This is a genomic window from Haloterrigena turkmenica DSM 5511, assembly GCF_000025325.1.
GTDB classification, from domain to species: domain Archaea; phylum Halobacteriota; class Halobacteria; order Halobacteriales; family Natrialbaceae; genus Haloterrigena; species Haloterrigena turkmenica.
The window spans coordinates 1,124,952-1,142,596 of the sequence record NC_013743.1 but is presented as its reverse complement, the minus strand read 5'-3'; the positions used below and the strand labels follow the sequence as shown (position 1 = coordinate 1,142,596).

Below are 17,645 nucleotides of genomic sequence, written 5' to 3'. Positions count from 1 at the left end.
GATTCACACTGACACCACGATCGCACGACGGTTCGACCGGACGTGTAGTGACGGTCGACGGGGACGGCAGTAACGGTCGGCGGCGACGAGAGAACCCCACGTCTTTTTTCGCACCCGCGCTAACGGGCCGATATGGACGCCGCGTGGTTCGTTGACGAGGAGCCGGTCGTCGGTATCGTCGACGCGAACGCCGACACGGGATCGAGAGCCGACGCCGACGAGTCGCTCGCGGACGCGCTCCGGCCGACCGTCGCGGGTCGCGACGCGACGGCCGTCAGCGGCGACGTCGACGACGTTCTCGCGGCGGCGCCGTCGGTTCTCGTGGCCGCCGGCGACGACTGCCTTTCGGCGATCGCTCGCGCCGACGCCGACGGTCCCGTCCTGCCGGTCGGCGACGTCACCGGTATCGACGCCGTCGACCGGGCGCGGGTGCCGGCGGCACTCGAGGCCGTCCTCGACGGCGCGGCGACCGTCCGTCGGCACGCGATTTTGGACCTCGAGATCGCCGCTCGCGGCGGGAGCATCGACGCCGCTGGATACGACGGCGTCGACGTCGATATCGGCAGCGACTCCGACGCCGGCGGTACCGGTACCGACGCCGGCAGCGCCGATACCGACGGCAACGGCGCTGATACGGACGCGAGCGACGGTGACGCCGGAGCCGACGCGGTTCGCGACCGCGCGCTGTTCGACGTCACCCTCGTGACCGACGAACCGGCTCGGATCTCCGAATACGGCGTCGCGAGCCGCGGCGACTCGGTCGCGACGTTCCGGGCCGACGGCGTCGTGGTCGCGACGGCGGCCGGCAGCCACGGCTACGCCGGCGCCGTCGACGCGCCCCACCTCTCGAGGGCCGTCGACGCGGTCGCCGTCGCGCCCGTCGCCCCCTTCGTCACCGATACGCGCCGCTGGGTGCTCCCCGACGATCGACTCGAGCTCACGGTCGAACGCGACGAAGGCCCGATCGCGCTCGTCGCCGACGGCCGGCGCGTGACCTCGGTCGGCGTCGACGCGCGGATCGCCGTCTCAGTCGCCGACGCGCTCGAGACGCTCTCCGTTCCCGACGGGGCGCTCGAGGGTCGATAAGCGGCTTCTAGGGGTCGATAATTGGATCTTCGGCGGTCGATAAACGACTCGAGAAAAAGCGGTCGAATTTTAGGCGCGTGCACCGACTCGGTCGGGCGCGTCTGCCTTGTTGTTCGCGTACGCGTTGTACGCCGAGAGGACGGCGGTCGCCAGCCCGGAGGCCGCGGTCCCGGTCGCCAGCGTACTGCTACCCATGTCGATCACGGCGGGCGAGACGAGCAGCCAGAGGCCGAGCAGCACGGCCAGCGACGCGACGCCGACGCTCGCCAGCCGATCCCGCGAGAGGCGGACGAAGTTGTAGCCCGCCAGCAGGAAGATCCCCGTCCCCACGAGCGTGTCGTTCCAGATCGCCTGATCCGTCGCCTCGAAGATGAACGGCGAGGCGACGACGTAGAGCCCGATGATCGCGACGAGGGCGCTCAGCCACTGCATCGTGTCCGTGTTGAGGGTGTTTCGGTGGTCGGCTCGCTCGGCTGCGGTAGCGTCTCGGTTCGTATCGGTTGGTGTGTTGTTCATGTCTCCACCGCCGATAGCCGATAGCCGGAGAAAGCGGACGTGCCTGCGGTTGTCTGCAGTCACGGATACGAACCTGTCCGCGCTCGAGACGCTGCGGAGACACCGTTTCAGCGCGGCTATGGTGCGACTCGAGGCGGCCCAGAGGCCGCTTTTAGCGACGAGCGGGGTGCGGGGAGAAAACGTGCGAGTGCCGGCGGTGACGCGGGTCGTCCTGAACGCGCTCGTCTCGAGCGGTCGGAAACGGCGCGATGCGCTCGCGGCCGGTCGGACTAGCTGTTGTACGGCTCTTCGTCCCGGTGGTTGTCCGGGTTCTCCTGCTCGAGGGCGTCGTCGACCCGGTCGTCGGACTTGTGTTCGATGTCCTGGCGTCGCTGCTCTTCGTCCTGCCGTTCGCGGGCCTCCTTCTCTTCCTCGGTGAGCTCTTCCTCGTCGTCCTCGGCCTCGGTATCTTCGTGCGCCAGTTCGACGTCCCGCCCGTGCTCGTCTTTGCCGGTCTCGTCAGTGGTATCGGACATACTGATCCCGAATTAGGCTACCGTCGAACCGCGAAAAGGCGTTGGGCTTGCGAAGGTCGGCTAGAACGATCTGTTGTCGGTGGTGACTCGAGCAGGACGATTCGACGATGGATCGCTCGCCTGAGCGGAGCGCCTCGAGAGAAATCGCTCGCACTGTTACCGTGGCAACGGGGATTTCCACGTCCTCCCCAACCGATTTCTGCTCACGGGTGCTTTGCACCCGTTCGCATGGTTCGCGGAACCGGCGGTTCCGCGCTTACGTTCATTCACTTCATTCGTTCACTCATCCCTCGCACGGCTTCGCACCGCGGTTCACCGCGGCCCAGCGTGCGCCGTCGCAACGCCGGGTTATCGCTTCGGAGCGCCCCGTGTTTGACCACCTACCACGGCTCGCCCGAGGCCAGATCGATCTCGCTGTCGCCTTTCTCGGAGGGGCAGATATCGGCGAGCACGCAGTCGCCGCAGTCGGGGTTGCGGGCGGTGCAGGTCGCCCGGCCGTGATCGATACAGAGGTGGGTGAACTGCTGCCAGTAGCCATCGGGGACGATCTCCATCAGGTCCTGTTCGATCGCCTCGGGACGCTTCTCCTCGGTCAGGCCGAGTCGGCGCGAGAGCCGCTGAACGTGTGTGTCGACGACGATCCCCTCGACCACGTCGTGGCCGTGCTGGAGGACCACGTTGGCCGTCTTCCGACCGACGCCCGACAGCTCCGTCAGTTCGTCCATCGTGTCCGGCACCTCGCCGCCGTGCTCCTCGAGGATCGTCCTGCAGGAGCTCTTGATGTAGCCCGCCTTGCTGTTGTAGTAGGTGATCGAGTTCAGGTCCTCCGCGAGCTCTTCCTCCGGCGCGTTGGCGTAGTCCTCGGCGCCGTCGTACTTCTCGAAGAGGTGTTTCGTCTCCTCGTTGACGCGCTCGTCGGTACACTGCGCCGAGAGGATCACGGCGATCAGCAACTCCAAGCGATTCGAGTACCGCAGCGAGATCGTCGAGTCCGGATACGCCTCCTCGAGGCGGTCGACGACTTCGGCGGCCTGCTCCGTCCGCGTCTCCAGTGGGATTCCCATGCGGGACCGATAGGCGCGTCGTCTGTTGAGCGTTCGGATTCCGGTCGCGGCGAGAACCCGACGGCGAGACGGTCGCGCACCGCCGAGATGAATGATTCACTAGTTGAGTCACTATTATTACGGTCCAGTATCGATAATTGAACGGTTTCCATCGAAGGAGATCGCGTCGATCGTCCGAACGCCGGGGGTGTCGGGGGATCGGCGGGGGGAGTCACCATGCCAGTTCAAGACGACACCGAAACGCTCGAGACGGAATCGCTATCGCAACGCAACGGCCCGCTCATCGACGCGCTGCTGGCCGAACTGAAGGACGATCAGGGGGGAGCCAAACGGGCCGCGCTCAGGCGGGCGCTCGAACTCGACGGCCCGACGCGAACCAGCACCGACGTTCGCCTCGATCGCCTCCAGTCGACCGTCGAGTCGCTCGCGGCCTACACCGACGCCCCCGAGGCGTTCCTCGACGAGCAGGGGACCGCCGAGACCGTCCTCGCGGACGTCCAGGAGGGGCTGGAAGCGACCCGCGACGAACTCGACGCGCTCGAGGCGACCGTCGACGCGTCCGCGGCCGATCTCGACGCGACGCTCGAGGAGTCGACCGAGGACCCCGAAACCGAACCCGAGTGAGTCGGTTCCGCGCGGATCGGTTTCGGCGCGGGATGCCGTGACCTTTAAGCGGCCATCATCCGCCTATCAGGGTATGAAAGCGACCGCCATGGCCCACCCGATTCAGGGGCTGGTCAAGTATCACGGGATGCGAGACGAGATCGAGCGCCTGCCGTATCACGACAGTATCAGTCTCTGTACGGCCCCGAGCCACACTCGCACGACCGTGGAGTTCTCGATGGACTACGAGGAGGACACGTTCGTCGTCGACGGCGAGGAACTCGACGGCCGGGCCTACGAGCGCGTCGAAGCCGTCGTCGAGAAGGCTCGTTCGAAGTCCGACGCGGCCCACACCGTCTATCCGGTTCGCCTCGAGAGCGAGAACAGTTTCCCGTCGAACGTCGGGCTGGGCTCCTCTTCCTCGGGCTTCGCCGCCGCCGCGATGGCGCTGGCCGAGGCCGCCGAACTCGACGCCTCCCGCCAGGAGATTTCGACGATCGCTCGCGTCGGCTCGGCGTCGGCCGCCCGCGCGGTCACCGGCGCGTTTTCGCAACTGCACACGGGTCTGAACGACGAGGATTGTCGCTCGCGGCGCATCCCGAGTGACCTTCACGAGGACCTGAAGATCGTCGTCGGCCTCGTCCCCTACCACAAGGAGACCGAGGACGCCCACCGCGAGGCCGCCGACAGCCACATGTTCCAGGCCCGCAACGCCCACATCCACGGCCAGATCGCCGAGATGCGCGACGCCCTGCGGAACAACGAGTTCGACCGCGCCTTCGAACTCGCCGAGCAGGACTCCCTCTCGCTGGCCGCGACGACGATGACCGGCCCCTCCGGGTGGGTCTACTGGCAGCCCGCTACCCTGAAGATCTTCAATACGGTGCGGGAACTCCGCGAGGAGGAGGACATCCCCGTCTACTTCTCGACGGACACCGGCGCCAGCGTCTACGTCAACACCACCGAGGAACACGTCGACGAGGTCGAGGAGGCGGTCTCGGATTGCGGCGTCTCCACCACCGTCTGGGACGTCGGCGGCCCTGCGAAGCTGCTAGACGAGGAAAAGCACCTGTTCTAGGCTCGGCGATTCGCGACGGCGCCCCCGTTTTGCCCCGCGGTGCCGAGCGTTCGCTCGAGTGAGAGGTGTGAAAGAGTCATATACCGCGTCGGAGTAGTACATCAGTAGTGAATTCCATGGTCGACCTCGACAGAGACGATCTGGCGATTCTTCACGTCCTGCAGGACGACGCCCGGAACGCGACGACCGAAGCGATCGGCGCGGAAGTCGGCCTCGCGGCGAGCACCGTGGCGTCGCGGATCAACGACCTCGAGGACCGCGGCGTCGTCACGGGGTATCGGCCCGAAATCGATTACGAGAAAGCGGGATTCGAGCAGCGAACGCTGCTCGTCGGAACCGTCACCGACGAGGCCGACGACGAGGCGATCGTCGCGGACGTGAGCGAGGTGGAGAACGTCGTCAGCGTCAGGCGGTTGCTGGCCGACGAGGCAGACCTCCACGTCGAACTCGTGACCGACACCCAGGAGCGGGTGGAGGCGGCCACCGACGAACTCCACGAACTCGGGATCGAAATCGTACAGACGAACGTTATCGTCGAGGAGGACACGCGGGCGTTCGATCACCTCGGGAAGAAGTATACGACCGACGGCTGAGTTTCGGGACGTTCGTTCCGAAACGAGACTGTTCTCCGATGAGTGGCGCGCGGGATTGAAGAACCCGCGGAAAATCGTCCGATCTGCGACGCGCTTTAGGGTCGGTGACCGATAGCCGGACCCGATGTCTGATCAGACTCGCCCTCCCGACGACCGGCCGCCGAGCGAGAGAGTCGTCGAAGCGGTCGCGGCCGCGGCCGGGACGTCGCCGCTGGATTTCGAACCCACGCTCTACGAGACGATCGACCCGGAGGCGCTGGATTCCCTCGTCCGGTCCGGATCGGAGACCCTCCGGGTCCGGTTTCGGTACGGGGAGTGCACCGTCGTCGTCACCGGAAGCGGTCGCGTCGACGTCTCGCCGCCCGACAGGGAGATTTCCGCGAGCGACGAGGGAGTCTACACTGGCGAGTGAGTCGCGTCGGACGAGCGATTCGGGGCTCGCGGCCATCGATCGAGCGTCCCGAACTCGTCCGACGTTCGCCGTGGACCTATACCACTCGCAGCCGTAGCCGCACCCATGCACGTCGTCGTCCTCGGCGCGGGCTACGCCGGGCTGGGCCTGACGAAGCGACTCGAGTCGTCGCTCCCGTCCGACGTCGATCTCACGCTGGTCGACGAGTCGCCGGACCACCTCGTCCAGCACGAACTCCACCGGGTGATCCGCCGGCCCGGCGTGGCCAACGAGATCCGACTCTCGCTGCCGGGGGCCCTCGAGCGCGCGACGGCTCGCGTTGCCCGCGTCGAGGCGATCGACCGGGACGAGCGCGTCGTATCGCTCTCGGACGGTCGCCTCGAGTACGATATCGCGGCGATCTGTCTCGGCGCGCGGACGGCGTACTACGGGCTCGAGGGGGTTCCTGAGCACGGGATTCCGTTAAAGCGGCTCTCGCACGCGCGCCAAATCCGAAAGCGAGCCCGCGAGGCGCTGCGGGCGGACGACGGGGGCCGAATCGTCGTCGGCGGCGCCGGCCTCTCCGGCGTGCAGGTCGCAGGAGAACTCGCCGCGCTGGCCCGCGAAGAGTACGGCTCGGCGTCGATCGCGCTCCTCGAGCAGCGAGCGCGGGTCGCGCCGGAGTTTCCCGAGAACTTCGGCCGTGCGGTCGAGCGCGCGCTCGAGGACGACGGAATCGAGATCCGGACGGGAGCGACGGTCACGGGAGCCGACGCGGACGGCGTTCGACTCGAGTCGGGCGAGCGACTCCCGTTCGACCTGCTCGTCTGGACCGGGGGCATTCGCGGCGCGGACGCCCTCGAGGGCGAGCGGCCGACCGTCGAAGCGGACCTGCGACTCGACGATCGGACGTTCGCGCTCGGCGACGCCGCGCGGGTCGTCGACGCCGCCGGGGAGGCGGTGCCGGCGAGCGCGCAGGCGGCCGTCCGCGAGGCCCGGACGGCTGCCGAGAACGTCGAGCGACTCGTCGATGCCCGTCGTAACGGCGGCGAGGCGGTCGACCCCGACCTCGAGGCGTTCCGGTTCGAGTCGCCGGGCTGGGTCGTCAGCGTCGGCGACGAGGCGGTCGCGACGGTCGGCTCGCGGGTCCTCACGGGTCGGCCCGCCAGGGCGCTGAAGGCGAGCGTCGGACTCGGCTACCTCTCGAGCGTCGGCGATCCGGGCAGCGTGGCCGGGTTCGCCGCCCGAGAGTTCCTCTCGGAGCGATTCCGACGAGACCGATGATCGTCCGGCAGTACAGACCTTTTAGTCGTTCGCCGAGTAGGGGGGAGCGATGAATAACGAGGTCGAGCGAAACGACCGTCGAAGCGCTTCGGATCGGGAGACGGAATTCGAGGCGCGAAGTCGGGGTTCGACGTTTCGCGGACCGACCGGGCCGGTCGGCGACCACGACCACTCGGACGACCACCTCGCGCTTCTGTACGGGAGTCGCGACGAGCAGTTCGACGCCGTGATTCCGTTCGTCCGGCGGGGACTCGAGGCCGACGAGCGGTGTCTGTACCTGGCTGACGAGACCGACCGGGACGAGATTTTCGAAGCGCTTCGCGACGACGGCGTCGACGTCGACGAGGCGCTGGAATCCGACGCGCTCGTGATCCGTGACACCGAAGACGCCTATCTACGGGACGGGTCGTTAGATCTCGAGGCGTCGCTGGATCTGCTCGAGACGTTCGTCGAAGAGTCGACCGCCGATTCCGAGGGGGCCCGGGTGACTGCCGAGGAGACGTGGCTGTTGCGAGCGGCCGAGGAGGCCGACGAGTTCATGGCGCTGGAAGCGCGGGTGAACGAGCGCCTCGGCGGCGAGGACTGCGCCGTGCTCTGTCAGTACGACTGCGAGCGGTTTCCCGCGCACGTCCTCGAGGACGTCATCAAGACGCACCCCTATCTCGTCACCGACAGGACGATTTCGGAGAATTTCTACTACACGCCCCCCGAGACGTTCTTCGACGGCGAGGAACCAGCGACGACGGTCGACCGGATGATTCGAACGGTACGCGAGCGTACCGACGCGAAGACGGCGGTCCGCGAACACAGGGACTATCTCCGGGACCTCTACGAGGCGACGGCGAACGCCGACCTGACCTTCGAGGAACGGGTCGAACGACTGCTGGAACTGGGCTGTGAGCGGTTCGATCTCAGGGGCGGCGCGCTGGCCCACCTCCCGACGTGGGACGATAACTTCCGTGCGGAAGTGACGGTCGGCCCCGACATGGGCGACCTCGAGGGCGAGTTACCCATCCAGCCCACCGAGGGAAACTTCTGCCGGCAGGCGATCGACTGGGACGAGCCGACCGCCGTCCCCGACGTCGTCGCCGCCGGCTGGGACGACGATCCCGTCTTCGAGGAGTTCGGCTTCGCGACCTACTTCGGCATCCGCGTCACCGCCGGCACCGAGCCCTACGGGACGTTCTGGTTCTACGATACGGAGCCCCGAGACCGCCCGTTCACCGAGGCCGAGCGGACGTTCCTCGAGCTGATGGGCCAGTGGATCAGCACCGAACTCGAGCGCCGCCGTCGCGAGGAGTTCCTCCGCACGAGCTACGAGATCACGTCGGATCCCGACCTCACCTTCGCGGCGAAGATCGAGCGGCTGCTCGAGCACGGCCGGAAGTGGTTCGGCTGCGACGTCGGCTACTTCACCGCCGTCGACGCCGAGACCGATCGCTTCGAGATCGTCGAAGCCGTCGGCTCGCACGACCGGATTCGGACGGGCGGCGGCGGCTCGCTGTCGGGAACGTACTGCAAGAAGGTCGTCGAGGCGGGCGAGTCGATCAGCGTCGCCGACGCCGTCGACGCGGGCTGGGAGGGCGACCGCGCCTACGACACGTACGGGCTCGACGCCTTCCTCGGGACGATGCTGGAGGTCGACGGCGAACGATTCGGAACGCTGTGTTTCGGCTCGGAGACGCCCCGAGAGGGATCGTTCACCGAGACGGAGTACACGTTCATCGACCTCATCAGCCAGTGGGTCAGCACCGAACTCGAGCGCCGGCGGGACGAGCGGACCCAGCGCGAACTGTACGAGATCACCGCCGATCCGGATCGGTCGTTCGACGAGCAGCTCCTGGCGGTCCTGGACCTGGGCTGTGAGCGGTTCGACATGGAACTGGGCGGCATCGCGACGGTGGACCCGGCGACCGATCGGTTCGAGGTCGAGACCACGAACGGCGACCACGAGTACCTCACGCCGGGTAAGCCGTATCCCCTCTCAGAGACGTACTGCCAGGCGCCCGTGGACGAGGAGGGGACCTGTACGATCACCGATCCCGTCGAACGGGGATACGACGGCAAACTGTGCTACGAGCGGTTCGGCGTCCGGGCGTATCTCGGCACTCACCTCGAAATCGAGGGCAGCCCCGATCGGACATTCTGGTTCGTCTCGACCGAGTCCCGCGAGGAGTTCTCGGAGGCCGAACGCACGTTACACCACCTGATGGGCCAGTGGGTGAAGTACGAACTCGACCGCCAGCAGTACGAACGAGACCTAGAGGAGACGGTCGAGCGACTCCAGCAGTCCAACGACCGGCTCAAGCAGTTCGCCTACGCCGCCAGCCACGACCTGCAGGAACCGCTGCGGATGGTCTCGAGCTATCTACAACTACTCGATAACCGGTACAAAGGCGAACTAGACGAAGAGGCCCGGGAGTTCATCGACTTCGCGGTCGACGGCGCCGATCGGATGCGCGAGATGATCGACGATCTGCTGGCCTTCTCGCGGGTCGAACACGCCGACGGCGAGTTCGAGCCGGTCGACTGTACCGAGGTGCTAGACCGCGTCCAGGACGATCTGCAGGTCCGGATCGCGGAGACCGACGCCGAGATCCTCGTCGATTCGCTGCCGACGGTCAGCGCCGACGTCGAACAGTTCGAGCAGCTGTTCAGCAATCTCGTCTCGAACGGGATCAAGTACAACGAGAGCGCGGTGCCCCGAGTCGAGGTGTCCGCCGCGGACCGGGACGACCGCTGGGAGTTCGCGGTCGCCGACAACGGGATTGGCATCGAGTCGGCGAAGACCGACCGCATCTTCGAGGTGTTCAAGCGCCTCCACCACGACGACGAGTATCCGGGCACCGGGATCGGCCTCTCGCTGTGCCAGGAGATCGCCGACAATCACGGCGGGGACATCCGGGTCGAGTCCGAGCCCGGCGCGGGATCGACGTTCTACATCACGCTCCCGAAACGGAACTTCGAGTGAAGCGACACCGATTGGTCGGCAAAACGGGAGAAATCGCGGGTCTCGAGGGACGAACGCGACGAGCGATTCGTCCCGCGACACGTCACGGCGCTCGAGCGAAGCGGACCGCTCGCATCGCCGCACTCATGGCGATGAGCGCGACGACGGCGATCGCGATCCACTGGCCGGTCTGGGTCGCGAGCGCGGCGGCGGTCATGCCGAGGAGGTCGATGCCGAACGCTCGACTCAGCGCGTACAGGACGACGCCGAGACCGATCACAGCGACGACGGTCTGCAGTACGGTCGACAGCAGCCATCGCCCGGGCGGGGGTGCGGTCTCACCCGGGCGCGTCGATCGATCGCTACCTCGGGATCGGTCGTCATCGGGCTGTCGTGACATGGGTTATCACCCGTTTCGTCGCAGCCCGACGTCGGCATTTAGTATCCGGTTCGTACCCGACGGAGCGGTCTGGCGGCGGAGAACAGGTGTCGTTCTCGACGGTTCAACCGTCATTGTACGCGGTGCATATCACGATATGGGGGAGGGATCGGCCGGCGTCAGGTCCAGCGGTCCAGCCCCGTCTGCGTGACGCTCTCCTCGATGCGCTCGAAGCCGCGGTCGACTTCGCCTTCGTCGACGCGCCACTCCTCGCAGACGTACTCCCTGGCGGCCTCGAGGTCCGGATCGAGGTCCGTGTCGAACTCGTAGTCGTCGGTCACGTTGGGGTCGCGGAACAGCTGTCTGACCCGGTCGCCGTACTCGATGTGCGCGCCTCGGTCCTCGAGGACGCTCCAGAGGTCGCCGTGTTCGGTGATGGCTTTGATAGCGGTCTTCGGCCCGATCCCCGAGACGCCCTCGTTGAAGTCCGTCCCGATGAGGATCGCCGCGTCGATCAGCTGCTCTAACGTGAGGTCGTGGTGATCGAGGGTCGCCTCGAGGTCCATCAGTTCGGGATCGCCCTTGCTCGTCAGTTGGCGCAGCGTGAGCGGAGAGCCGAACAGCAAGGCGTCGTAGTCCTCCGAGCCGACGTAGTCGGCGTCGCCGCGCCGGACCATGTGCGCGGCCTGGGCCTCGCCCTCCGCGGGCGCCTCGACGATCGGGACGTCGAGCCGTCGGAGCAGCTCGCGGCTGGTCTCCTGAATCGTCGGCGTCAGCCGCTGGGTCCGGGACTCGAGTTGCGCGATGGCGACCTGATCGCCCTCCTCGCGGGCGACCTCGAGTTGCTCCTCGTAGGTGCGACGCTGATCGCGGCGGGACTCGATCTCGTCTTCCTTGAGTTCGGAGGGTCCGCCGTCGAAGACCATCACCGGCGTGATGTCGTTCTCGAAGAACTTGGGCAGCCCCTGGACGATGCCGACGAGGTTGGCGACCTCGGTTCCGTCGGCGGTCGTGTACACGTCGCTGTCCGTCCACTTGACCGTCGTCGTTAGGTACCGGTAGAGCCAGTTGTGGGCGTCGACGGCGACGACGCCCTCGATCTCGGAGAAGGGGAGCTCCTCGATGACGGCGATGTCGCGGAGTGCAGCGTTTCCCATTACCGAACCCTTGGGAGGACTGGGATTTGTATCATTGGCTTCCGAGCGACGCGGCCGTCGCAAACCGATAGCGAATCGACCGCGGTCCGCGACAATCTTTTCACTCCCGCCCTCGTCCCTTTGACCGACATACCGAATCCCAGATCTGGACGATATCCGGTCGCCGACGCCGAAATTCAGTTTATCAGACCGGACGATCAGGGGGTACTTCATGAGTAAACAGCTATCAGACCACACCATCCAGCGGCTGTCATCTGATTCAGAGGGCCGATTCGACTCCTCGCGGTCGACGTTCGATATCCGCGGCCCCATCGACCCGGACGAAGACCACGAACACACCGATCACTTCGCGCACCTCTACGAGGACCGCGCCGAGCAGTTCGACGCGGCCGTCCCGTTCATCGAAGCGGGACTCGAGCGCGGCGAGCGGTGCGTCTACGTCGCCGACGACAACACCGTCGATGAGGTGCTCGCGGCGATGCGAGCCCGCGGCGTTGACGTCGACGCCGCGCTCGAGTCGGGGGCGCTGTCAGTGCACACGGAGGCGGAGACCTATCGACGGACTGGCGAATTCGATCGCGAGGCGATGCTGTCGTTCTGGGAGGAGACGCTCACCGACGCGATCGACGACGAGTTCACGGGGCTCAGAGCCGCCGCGGAAATGACGTGGGCGCTCGAGGCCGACGACACGGGGTTCGACGACCTCTGTGAGTACGAGGAACTGCTCAATCCCCTCTACAGCGGCGACGAGTACGCCGTCCTCTGTCAGTACAACCGCGATCGGTTCCCCGCGGAGGTCCTCCACGACGTCCTCAGGACCCATCCGTTTCTCGTCCACGACGACACCACCGTCTATCGGAACGTCTACTACACGCCGCCCGAGGAGTACTTCGGTCCCGATCGGCCGTCAAAGGAACTCGACCGGAAGCTGGCGACACTCGCCGATCTGACCGACGCGCGGACGACGATCGAGACCCACGAGCGCTATCAGCGGGAGCTGTACGAGATCATCGCCACGCCCCACGCGTCGTTCGACGAGAAGGTCGAGAGCCTGCTGGAACTGGGTCGCGAGCGACTCGGCCTCGAGATCGGCTACTTCACGGAGACCCTCGACGAGAACACGTTCGAGATCGTCGACGCCGTCGGCATGCACGAGCACATTCGGCCGGGAGTCACCGATTCGCTCTCCGGAACGTACTGTGAGAAGCTCCTCGCGTCGCCCGGACGAATCGCCGTGCGAGACGCGGCCGAGGCTGGCTGGACTGACGACCCCGCCTACGAGCGGTTCGGATTGGACGCGTACTTCGGTACGACCATCCACGTCGGCGGCGAGACGTACGGGACGTTATGTTTCGGCTCCGAGAGGACCCGGGAGGTGCCGTACACGGACGCCGAACGGACGTTCCTCGATCTGATGGGGCAGTTAGTGGAGTACGAACTCGAGCGACAGCGCCGCGAGCGGTTCCTCCGAGAGAGCTCCCAAATCACGTCCGATCCGAACCTCGACTTCGAGGAGAAGCTACAGGCGCTGTTCGAACTGGGCTGCGAGCAGTTCGGCCTCGAACGTGGAGCGATGGCCAAGGTCGATTCCGACGACGACCGATTCGAGGTTGAGTACGTGAGCGATACGCACGACGGCTTCGAACCCGGGCTCGAGCTCCCCCTGTCGGAGACCTACTGCGCCACGGTCGCCGGATGCGGCACCGTCGGGAGCGTGGACGATCCCGTCGAGGCCGGCTACGACGACCTCTACGTCTACCGGGAGCTCGACATGAAGACGTACCTCGGGACGTACATCGAAGTCGAGGGCGACGTCGACCGAACGTTCTTCTTCGTCTCCGAGGAACCCCACGACGGCGAGTTCTCGGACGACGAGCGGACCTTCCAGCGGTTGCTCGGGCAGTGGGTGAAGTACGAACTCCAGCGCCGGCAGCGGGAGGCGTTCCTCCAGGAGAGCTACCGGATCACGTCCGATCCCGACCGCGACTTCGAGGAAAAGCTCGAGGAACTGCTCGAGCTGGGCCGGGAGCGGTTCGACCTCGAGATGGGCGGGCTGAATCACCTCCCGATGCAGGGCGGGGAGTTCCGACTGGAAAAGGGGGTCGGCCTCGGCGTCGACCCCGACGACGAGCTGTGGTCCGACCCGGGATACGGCTGCTTCTGCCGACAGACGATCGAAGCCGACGATCCCGTCACCATGGCGGACGTTCGGGGCACCGACTGGCAGGACGACGTGATCCATCAGGAGTTCGGGCTGACGAGCTACCTCGGGACGCGGGTGACGGATGGGTCGACGCCGTACGGGACGTTCTGGTTCGGGAGCACGGAGCCCCGCGACCGACCGTTCTCCGAGACCGAGTGTACGTTCATCGAGTTGCTGGGACAGTGGATCAGCTACGAACTCGAACGCGAACGGCGGGAACACCACCAGCAGACACTGAGTCGGATCGCGGCCGATCCCGATCGGTCCTTCGACGAGAAGCTGGGGGATCTGTTCAAACTGGGCTGTGAACGGTTCGACCTCGAGATCGGCGGGCTGGCGGAGATCGATCCGGCGTCCGACTCGTTTACGGTGCAAGCGATGACCGGTGATCACGACCAGCTACAGCCCGGCGCGGAGGCGCCGCTGTCGGAAACGTACTGTCGGGAGACGGTCGACAACGGGGCGGTCGCCGACATCACCGATCCCGAACGGGCCGGGTTCGGCGGCAGCATCGCCTACGAGGAGTTCGGCGTCGAGACGTACATCGGCACGCGGGTCGAACTCGAGAACGAGCCCGATCGGACGTTCTTCTTCGCCTCGACGGACTCGCGCGACCGCGAGTTCACGCAGGCCGAGCGGACGTTCCTCCACCTCATGTCCCAGTGGATCGCCTACGAACTCGAGCGAACCCAGCGTGAACGGGCCCTCGAGGAGTCCAACGAGCGCTTGGAGCAGTTCGCCTACGCCGCCTCCCACGACCTCCAGGAGCCCCTGCGGATGGTCACCAGCTACCTCCAGCTGCTCGAAAGTCGGTACGGCGACGCCTTCGACGAGGACGGTGAGGAGTTCCTCAACTTCGCGGTCGACGGCGCCGACCGGATGCGGGAGATGATCAACGGCCTGCTCGCGTACTCCCGCGTCGAAACGCAGGGTGACCCGTTCGAACCGGTGGAGCTGGACGCCCTGCTCGAGGACGTACGCGAGGACTTACAGATCCAGATCGACGAGACCGACGCGGCGATCGCGGCCGAGAGGCTCCCTCGCGTGTCGGGCGACGCCAGCCAGTTACGGCAGGTCCTACAGAACTTGCTCGAGAACGCGATCCAGTACAGCGGCGACGCCCCGCCGTGCGTTCGGATCGACGCGACCCGCCGCGGACGGGAGTGGGTGATCTCGGTCGAAGACGACGGGATCGGGATCGACCCGGACGATCAGGACCGCGTGTTCACCGTTTTCGATCGGCTCCACAGCCGTGAGGAGTACGACGGGACCGGCATCGGCCTCGCGCTCTGTCAGCGGATCGTCGAGCGCCACGGCGGCGACATCTGGGTCGACTCCGAACCCGGCGAGGGCTCGACGTTCTCGTTTACGCTCCCCGCGGTACGCGATCGGTAGGGACCGCGTCGCACACCGCTCCCCGCGGCGCCGCTCGCCGGCGAACCGACGATTCACCGCGTCACGACTCGAGCTCCGGCGGCCCGCTCCCCTCGCGCGACTCGAGGAATGTCTCCTCCTCGTCGGAGAGGTCGCGATCGCGAAACTCCTCGAGGCCCGACTGATACCGGGCGCGCGCGTCGTCCGCTGACCCGTCGACCGGCGCCGGATGCTCGAGGATCAGTTCGGCGATCCCGGTCGTCTCGCCGGTGTAGGCGAAGCCGGTCCGATACAGCGCCTCGTAGGCGAAGGGGTTGTTGACGGCGATCCGGAGCCGCTCGTAGCCGCGCTCGAGGGCGCGGTCGCGGACGCGGGCGAGCAGTTGGGGACCGATCCCCTCACCGCGGCGCTCGCGGGCGACGGTGACGTAGCGCAGCCACAGCGTCGACGCGTCGGTGCGGTCCTCGTTGAACGCGACGGCGGCGACGATCTCGTCGTCGTCGGTTCGGGCCACCGCCTTGCCCGTGTTGGTCATGACGAACTTGCCGGCGTAGCTGAACCGCTCGTAGTCGAGCCGGAGCTTGGGGCCGTCGGGCGGCCAGCCCAGAAGATCGTACTCCACGCGCACCAGTTCGCGCGCCGACCACTAAGATTCCGGCGACTGCGTCTCAGCGTCGGTCTCTCGCCGACGGACGCCCCGTTCCCGTCGTTCGGCTCGTGACCGGTCGCGCGCGCCGTCTCGTCGCTACTCCGGTTGCCGTCTAGCTATTACCGATACAAACAGGGGAAAGAGCTAACATGCCAATCCCGAGTAGCATTCACGAGTATGGATCCCGAACAGTCGCCGGCCGAGCCGAGCGCGAGTCCGGATCTACTCGACGACGCCTTTCTGACGCTTCGCGAGCGGGATCGCCGACTCGTTCTCTACTTCCTGCTCGAGCACGAGACGGCGACGCTATCGGAGCTCGCCGACGTGGTCACCGCCTGGCGCCACGCGAGCGACAGTCGGGTCATCGAGCCCCAGTGTCGGAACCAGCGGTATCTGCAGCTCCAGCAGCTCCACGTCCCGAAGCTGGTCGACGCCGATATCGTGACCCACGACGAGGAGACCGATCGCGTCTCTCTCGAGCCCTGTCCCGAACCGATCCGGGAGCTGGCGGCGCGAGCCTGCGCGGCGGAGACCGGCCCGAACGGGATCGATTCGGAGCGAACATGAGACGACGGACGCGGCCACTCGAACGCCACCAATGACGCTCTCGGACTACTTCGACCGACTCGAGGCGCCCGCGCGGACGGTTACCGTCTACGCGCCCCCGCCGCGACCCGCGATCGCCGACCGACTCGAGACGGAAGCGGGGATCGACGCCGTCGAGTATCGAACGCTGCCGGCCGCAGCGGCGGCCGAGCAGGGGTTTCTCGTCGTCCGCGAAGGCACCGGGACCGCGAGCGGTAGCGCCGAGAGTTGCGAGGATGAACGGAGCGAGTCCTCGGAAAAGCGAGCGGGAGCGCAGCGACACGCGAGCGACGACGGCGAGTTCGTCGCTGCGATCGGCCTCGAGGCCGCCCGGGAGTTTCTGGAGCCGCCGATCGTCTCCCCGTGGGCGGAGACGGACGATGGACCCTATCGCCGCGTGATCGAGGTCTTCGAAGCGACGGTCTGGCGCGCGCTCGATCGGCGACAGCTGCTCGCGATCAGCCGCGAGATCGAGACCCGCGCCTGGCGCGTCGGCAGCGGCACCCTGCGGGCCAGCTTCCAGCGAGCGGCCGCCCTCGAGGCGATGGCGCCCGTCTACGTTCGTCTCGCTGGCGAGTCGGCACTGGACGTCCACGCCTACGTCGCCGACGAGTGGGACCGGCCGTCGATGCCCGGCGTGACAGTCCACGCCGAGGCCGGACCGGAGATCGGGGGGTTCTGGGTGCTCACCTTCGACGGGGACGGCGACGAACTCCGGACCAGCGGCCTGATCGCCCGCGAACGAGACGACGAGACGTTCGAGGGCTACTGGACCGACGACGCGGCCCTCGTCGCGGAGCTAACGGACGCGCTCCGGGACAGCGTCGACTGAGGGCTCGAGCCGTCGACCGATAGTTCTGGACGGGTGACGACGGAACGGCAGGGGACGACGAGGGACTGAGATGGAAGGACAGGGGCCGACAGCGTGTAGAGCGCGCCTCGAATCGATTTCGCCACCGCTGGGTCCGCAGAATCTCGTCTTTCATCGCGGAGCAGAGCCGTTTCGCTCGCCCCGCGTCGAACTCGTCGCTCAGGTCCGCGGCACACTCCTCCCAGGAGCCGCCGATCGACGACCAGTACTCGAGGACGCTGTCTCGGTCCCTGCCCTCCGGCAGGTCGTCCAGCCCGTTGATGTCCTCGTCGACGATGTCGGTCAGTGCGTCGCCGTCGATCGATTCCCTGGCGTCGTCGTCCTCGAGGGCCTCGTCGATGCCACCG

Annotated in this window: 16 protein-coding genes; 10 read left to right on the top strand and 6 right to left on the bottom strand. The window is 66.7% G+C overall.

The window, feature by feature from the left end:
- The first annotated feature begins 132 nt into the window (after nt 1-132).
- Nucleotides 133-1,086 (top strand): NAD(+)/NADH kinase, encoded by a 954-nt coding sequence (locus HTUR_RS05410; RefSeq protein WP_012942293.1) that lies wholly within the window; start codon nt 133-135, stop codon nt 1,084-1,086.
- Between the two features lie 69 nt (nt 1,087-1,155).
- On the opposite strand, the gene HTUR_RS05405 is transcribed toward HTUR_RS05410, so the two are convergent.
- From HTUR_RS05405 to nth, 3 genes are all read right to left on the bottom strand, one after another.
- Nucleotides 1,156-1,602, bottom strand: a complete 447-nt coding sequence (locus HTUR_RS05405; RefSeq protein ID WP_012942292.1) for an SPW repeat domain-containing protein — start codon at nt 1,600-1,602, stop codon at nt 1,156-1,158.
- A gap of 269 nt (nt 1,603-1,871) precedes the next feature.
- Complete coding sequence (locus HTUR_RS05400) at nt 1,872-2,117, bottom strand: hypothetical protein (RefSeq protein ID WP_012942291.1); 246 nt, start codon at nt 2,115-2,117, stop codon at nt 1,872-1,874.
- A gap of 380 nt (nt 2,118-2,497) precedes the next feature.
- Nucleotides 2,498-3,181, bottom strand: a complete 684-nt coding sequence (nth, locus tag HTUR_RS05395; RefSeq protein ID WP_012942290.1) for an endonuclease III — start codon at nt 3,179-3,181, stop codon at nt 2,498-2,500.
- Nucleotides 3,182-3,397: 216 nt separating this feature from the next.
- Here nth and HTUR_RS05390 point away from each other — a divergent pair, with 216 nt between their 5' ends.
- The 6 genes from HTUR_RS05390 (at nt 3,398) to HTUR_RS05365 (ending at nt 10,101) form a co-directional block, all read left to right on the top strand.
- The gene (locus HTUR_RS05390; protein WP_012942289.1) at nt 3,398-3,805 is read left to right on the top strand and encodes a hypothetical protein; all 408 of its coding nucleotides are present in this window, start codon (nt 3,398-3,400) and stop codon (nt 3,803-3,805) included.
- A gap of 73 nt (nt 3,806-3,878) precedes the next feature.
- Nucleotides 3,879-4,862, top strand: coding sequence for a phosphomevalonate decarboxylase MvaD (mvaD, locus tag HTUR_RS05385; RefSeq protein WP_012942288.1), 984 nt, complete (start codon nt 3,879-3,881; stop codon nt 4,860-4,862).
- A 116-nt stretch (nt 4,863-4,978) separates the two neighbouring features.
- Nucleotides 4,979-5,455 (top strand): Lrp/AsnC family transcriptional regulator, encoded by a 477-nt coding sequence (locus HTUR_RS05380; protein ID WP_012942287.1) that lies wholly within the window; start codon nt 4,979-4,981, stop codon nt 5,453-5,455.
- A 124-nt stretch (nt 5,456-5,579) separates the two neighbouring features.
- The gene (locus HTUR_RS05375; protein WP_012942286.1) at nt 5,580-5,867 is read left to right on the top strand and encodes a HalOD1 output domain-containing protein; all 288 of its coding nucleotides are present in this window, start codon (nt 5,580-5,582) and stop codon (nt 5,865-5,867) included.
- A 105-nt stretch (nt 5,868-5,972) separates the two neighbouring features.
- The gene (locus HTUR_RS05370) at nt 5,973-7,130 is read left to right on the top strand and encodes an NAD(P)/FAD-dependent oxidoreductase (protein ID WP_012942285.1); all 1,158 of its coding nucleotides are present in this window, start codon (nt 5,973-5,975) and stop codon (nt 7,128-7,130) included.
- Between the two features lie 49 nt (nt 7,131-7,179).
- Nucleotides 7,180-10,101, top strand: a complete 2,922-nt coding sequence (locus HTUR_RS05365; protein WP_012942284.1) for an MEDS domain-containing protein — start codon at nt 7,180-7,182, stop codon at nt 10,099-10,101.
- An 82-nt stretch (nt 10,102-10,183) separates the two neighbouring features.
- Here the strand turns inward: HTUR_RS05365 and HTUR_RS05360 are convergent, their stop codons facing one another.
- Nucleotides 10,184-10,480, bottom strand: coding sequence for a hypothetical protein (locus HTUR_RS05360; protein WP_012942283.1), 297 nt, complete (start codon nt 10,478-10,480; stop codon nt 10,184-10,186).
- 158 nt (nt 10,481-10,638) lie between these two features.
- Nucleotides 10,639-11,616, bottom strand: coding sequence for a flap endonuclease-1 (gene fen, locus HTUR_RS05355; RefSeq protein ID WP_012942282.1), 978 nt, complete (start codon nt 11,614-11,616; stop codon nt 10,639-10,641).
- A 211-nt stretch (nt 11,617-11,827) separates the two neighbouring features.
- Between fen and HTUR_RS05350 the strand changes: the two genes are divergently transcribed.
- Entirely contained in the window at nt 11,828-15,214 is a 3,387-nt protein-coding gene (locus HTUR_RS05350) for an MEDS domain-containing protein (RefSeq protein ID WP_012942281.1), read from the top strand.
- A 61-nt stretch (nt 15,215-15,275) separates the two neighbouring features.
- Here HTUR_RS05350 and HTUR_RS05345 read toward each other — a convergent pair whose 3' ends face one another.
- On the bottom strand, nt 15,276-15,815 hold the full coding sequence (locus HTUR_RS05345; protein ID WP_049941620.1) for a GNAT family N-acetyltransferase: 540 nt from the start codon (nt 15,813-15,815) through the stop codon (nt 15,276-15,278).
- A gap of 204 nt (nt 15,816-16,019) precedes the next feature.
- Between HTUR_RS05345 and HTUR_RS05340 the strand changes: the two genes are divergently transcribed.
- Both HTUR_RS05340 and HTUR_RS05335 read left to right on the top strand, forming a co-directional pair.
- Nucleotides 16,020-16,409 (top strand): DUF7344 domain-containing protein, encoded by a 390-nt coding sequence (locus HTUR_RS05340; RefSeq protein ID WP_012942279.1) that lies wholly within the window; start codon nt 16,020-16,022, stop codon nt 16,407-16,409.
- Between the two features lie 31 nt (nt 16,410-16,440).
- Entirely contained in the window at nt 16,441-17,259 is an 819-nt protein-coding gene (locus HTUR_RS05335) for a DICT sensory domain-containing protein (RefSeq protein WP_012942278.1), read from the top strand.
- Nucleotides 17,260-17,645: the final 386 nt, after the last annotated feature.

Excerpts from the sequence above, each read along its gene's own strand:
- HTUR_RS05405 (WP_012942292.1), bottom strand. The coding sequence starts at position 1,602 with ATGAACAACACACCAACCGATACGAACCGAGACGCTACCGCAGCCGAG.
- HTUR_RS05335 (WP_012942278.1), top strand. The coding sequence starts at position 16,441 with ATGACGCTCTCGGACTACTTCGACCGACTCGAGGCGCCCGCGCGGACG.
- HTUR_RS05340 (WP_012942279.1), top strand. The coding sequence starts at position 16,020 with ATGGATCCCGAACAGTCGCCGGCCGAGCCGAGCGCGAGTCCGGATCTA.
- HTUR_RS05390 (WP_012942289.1), top strand. The coding sequence starts at position 3,398 with ATGCCAGTTCAAGACGACACCGAAACGCTCGAGACGGAATCGCTATCG.
- mvaD (WP_012942288.1), top strand. The coding sequence starts at position 3,879 with ATGAAAGCGACCGCCATGGCCCACCCGATTCAGGGGCTGGTCAAGTAT.
- fen (WP_012942282.1), bottom strand. The coding sequence starts at position 11,616 with ATGGGAAACGCTGCACTCCGCGACATCGCCGTCATCGAGGAGCTCCCC.
- HTUR_RS05380 (WP_012942287.1), top strand. The coding sequence starts at position 4,979 with ATGGTCGACCTCGACAGAGACGATCTGGCGATTCTTCACGTCCTGCAG.
- HTUR_RS05365 (WP_012942284.1), top strand. The coding sequence starts at position 7,180 with ATGAATAACGAGGTCGAGCGAAACGACCGTCGAAGCGCTTCGGATCGG.
- HTUR_RS05410 (WP_012942293.1), top strand. The coding sequence starts at position 133 with ATGGACGCCGCGTGGTTCGTTGACGAGGAGCCGGTCGTCGGTATCGTC.
- nth (WP_012942290.1), bottom strand. The coding sequence starts at position 3,181 with ATGGGAATCCCACTGGAGACGCGGACGGAGCAGGCCGCCGAAGTCGTC.
- HTUR_RS05400 (WP_012942291.1), bottom strand. The coding sequence starts at position 2,117 with ATGTCCGATACCACTGACGAGACCGGCAAAGACGAGCACGGGCGGGAC.
- HTUR_RS05370 (WP_012942285.1), top strand. The coding sequence starts at position 5,973 with ATGCACGTCGTCGTCCTCGGCGCGGGCTACGCCGGGCTGGGCCTGACG.
- HTUR_RS05360 (WP_012942283.1), bottom strand. The coding sequence starts at position 10,480 with ATGTCACGACAGCCCGATGACGACCGATCCCGAGGTAGCGATCGATCG.
- HTUR_RS05375 (WP_012942286.1), top strand. The coding sequence starts at position 5,580 with ATGTCTGATCAGACTCGCCCTCCCGACGACCGGCCGCCGAGCGAGAGA.
- HTUR_RS05350 (WP_012942281.1), top strand. The coding sequence starts at position 11,828 with ATGAGTAAACAGCTATCAGACCACACCATCCAGCGGCTGTCATCTGAT.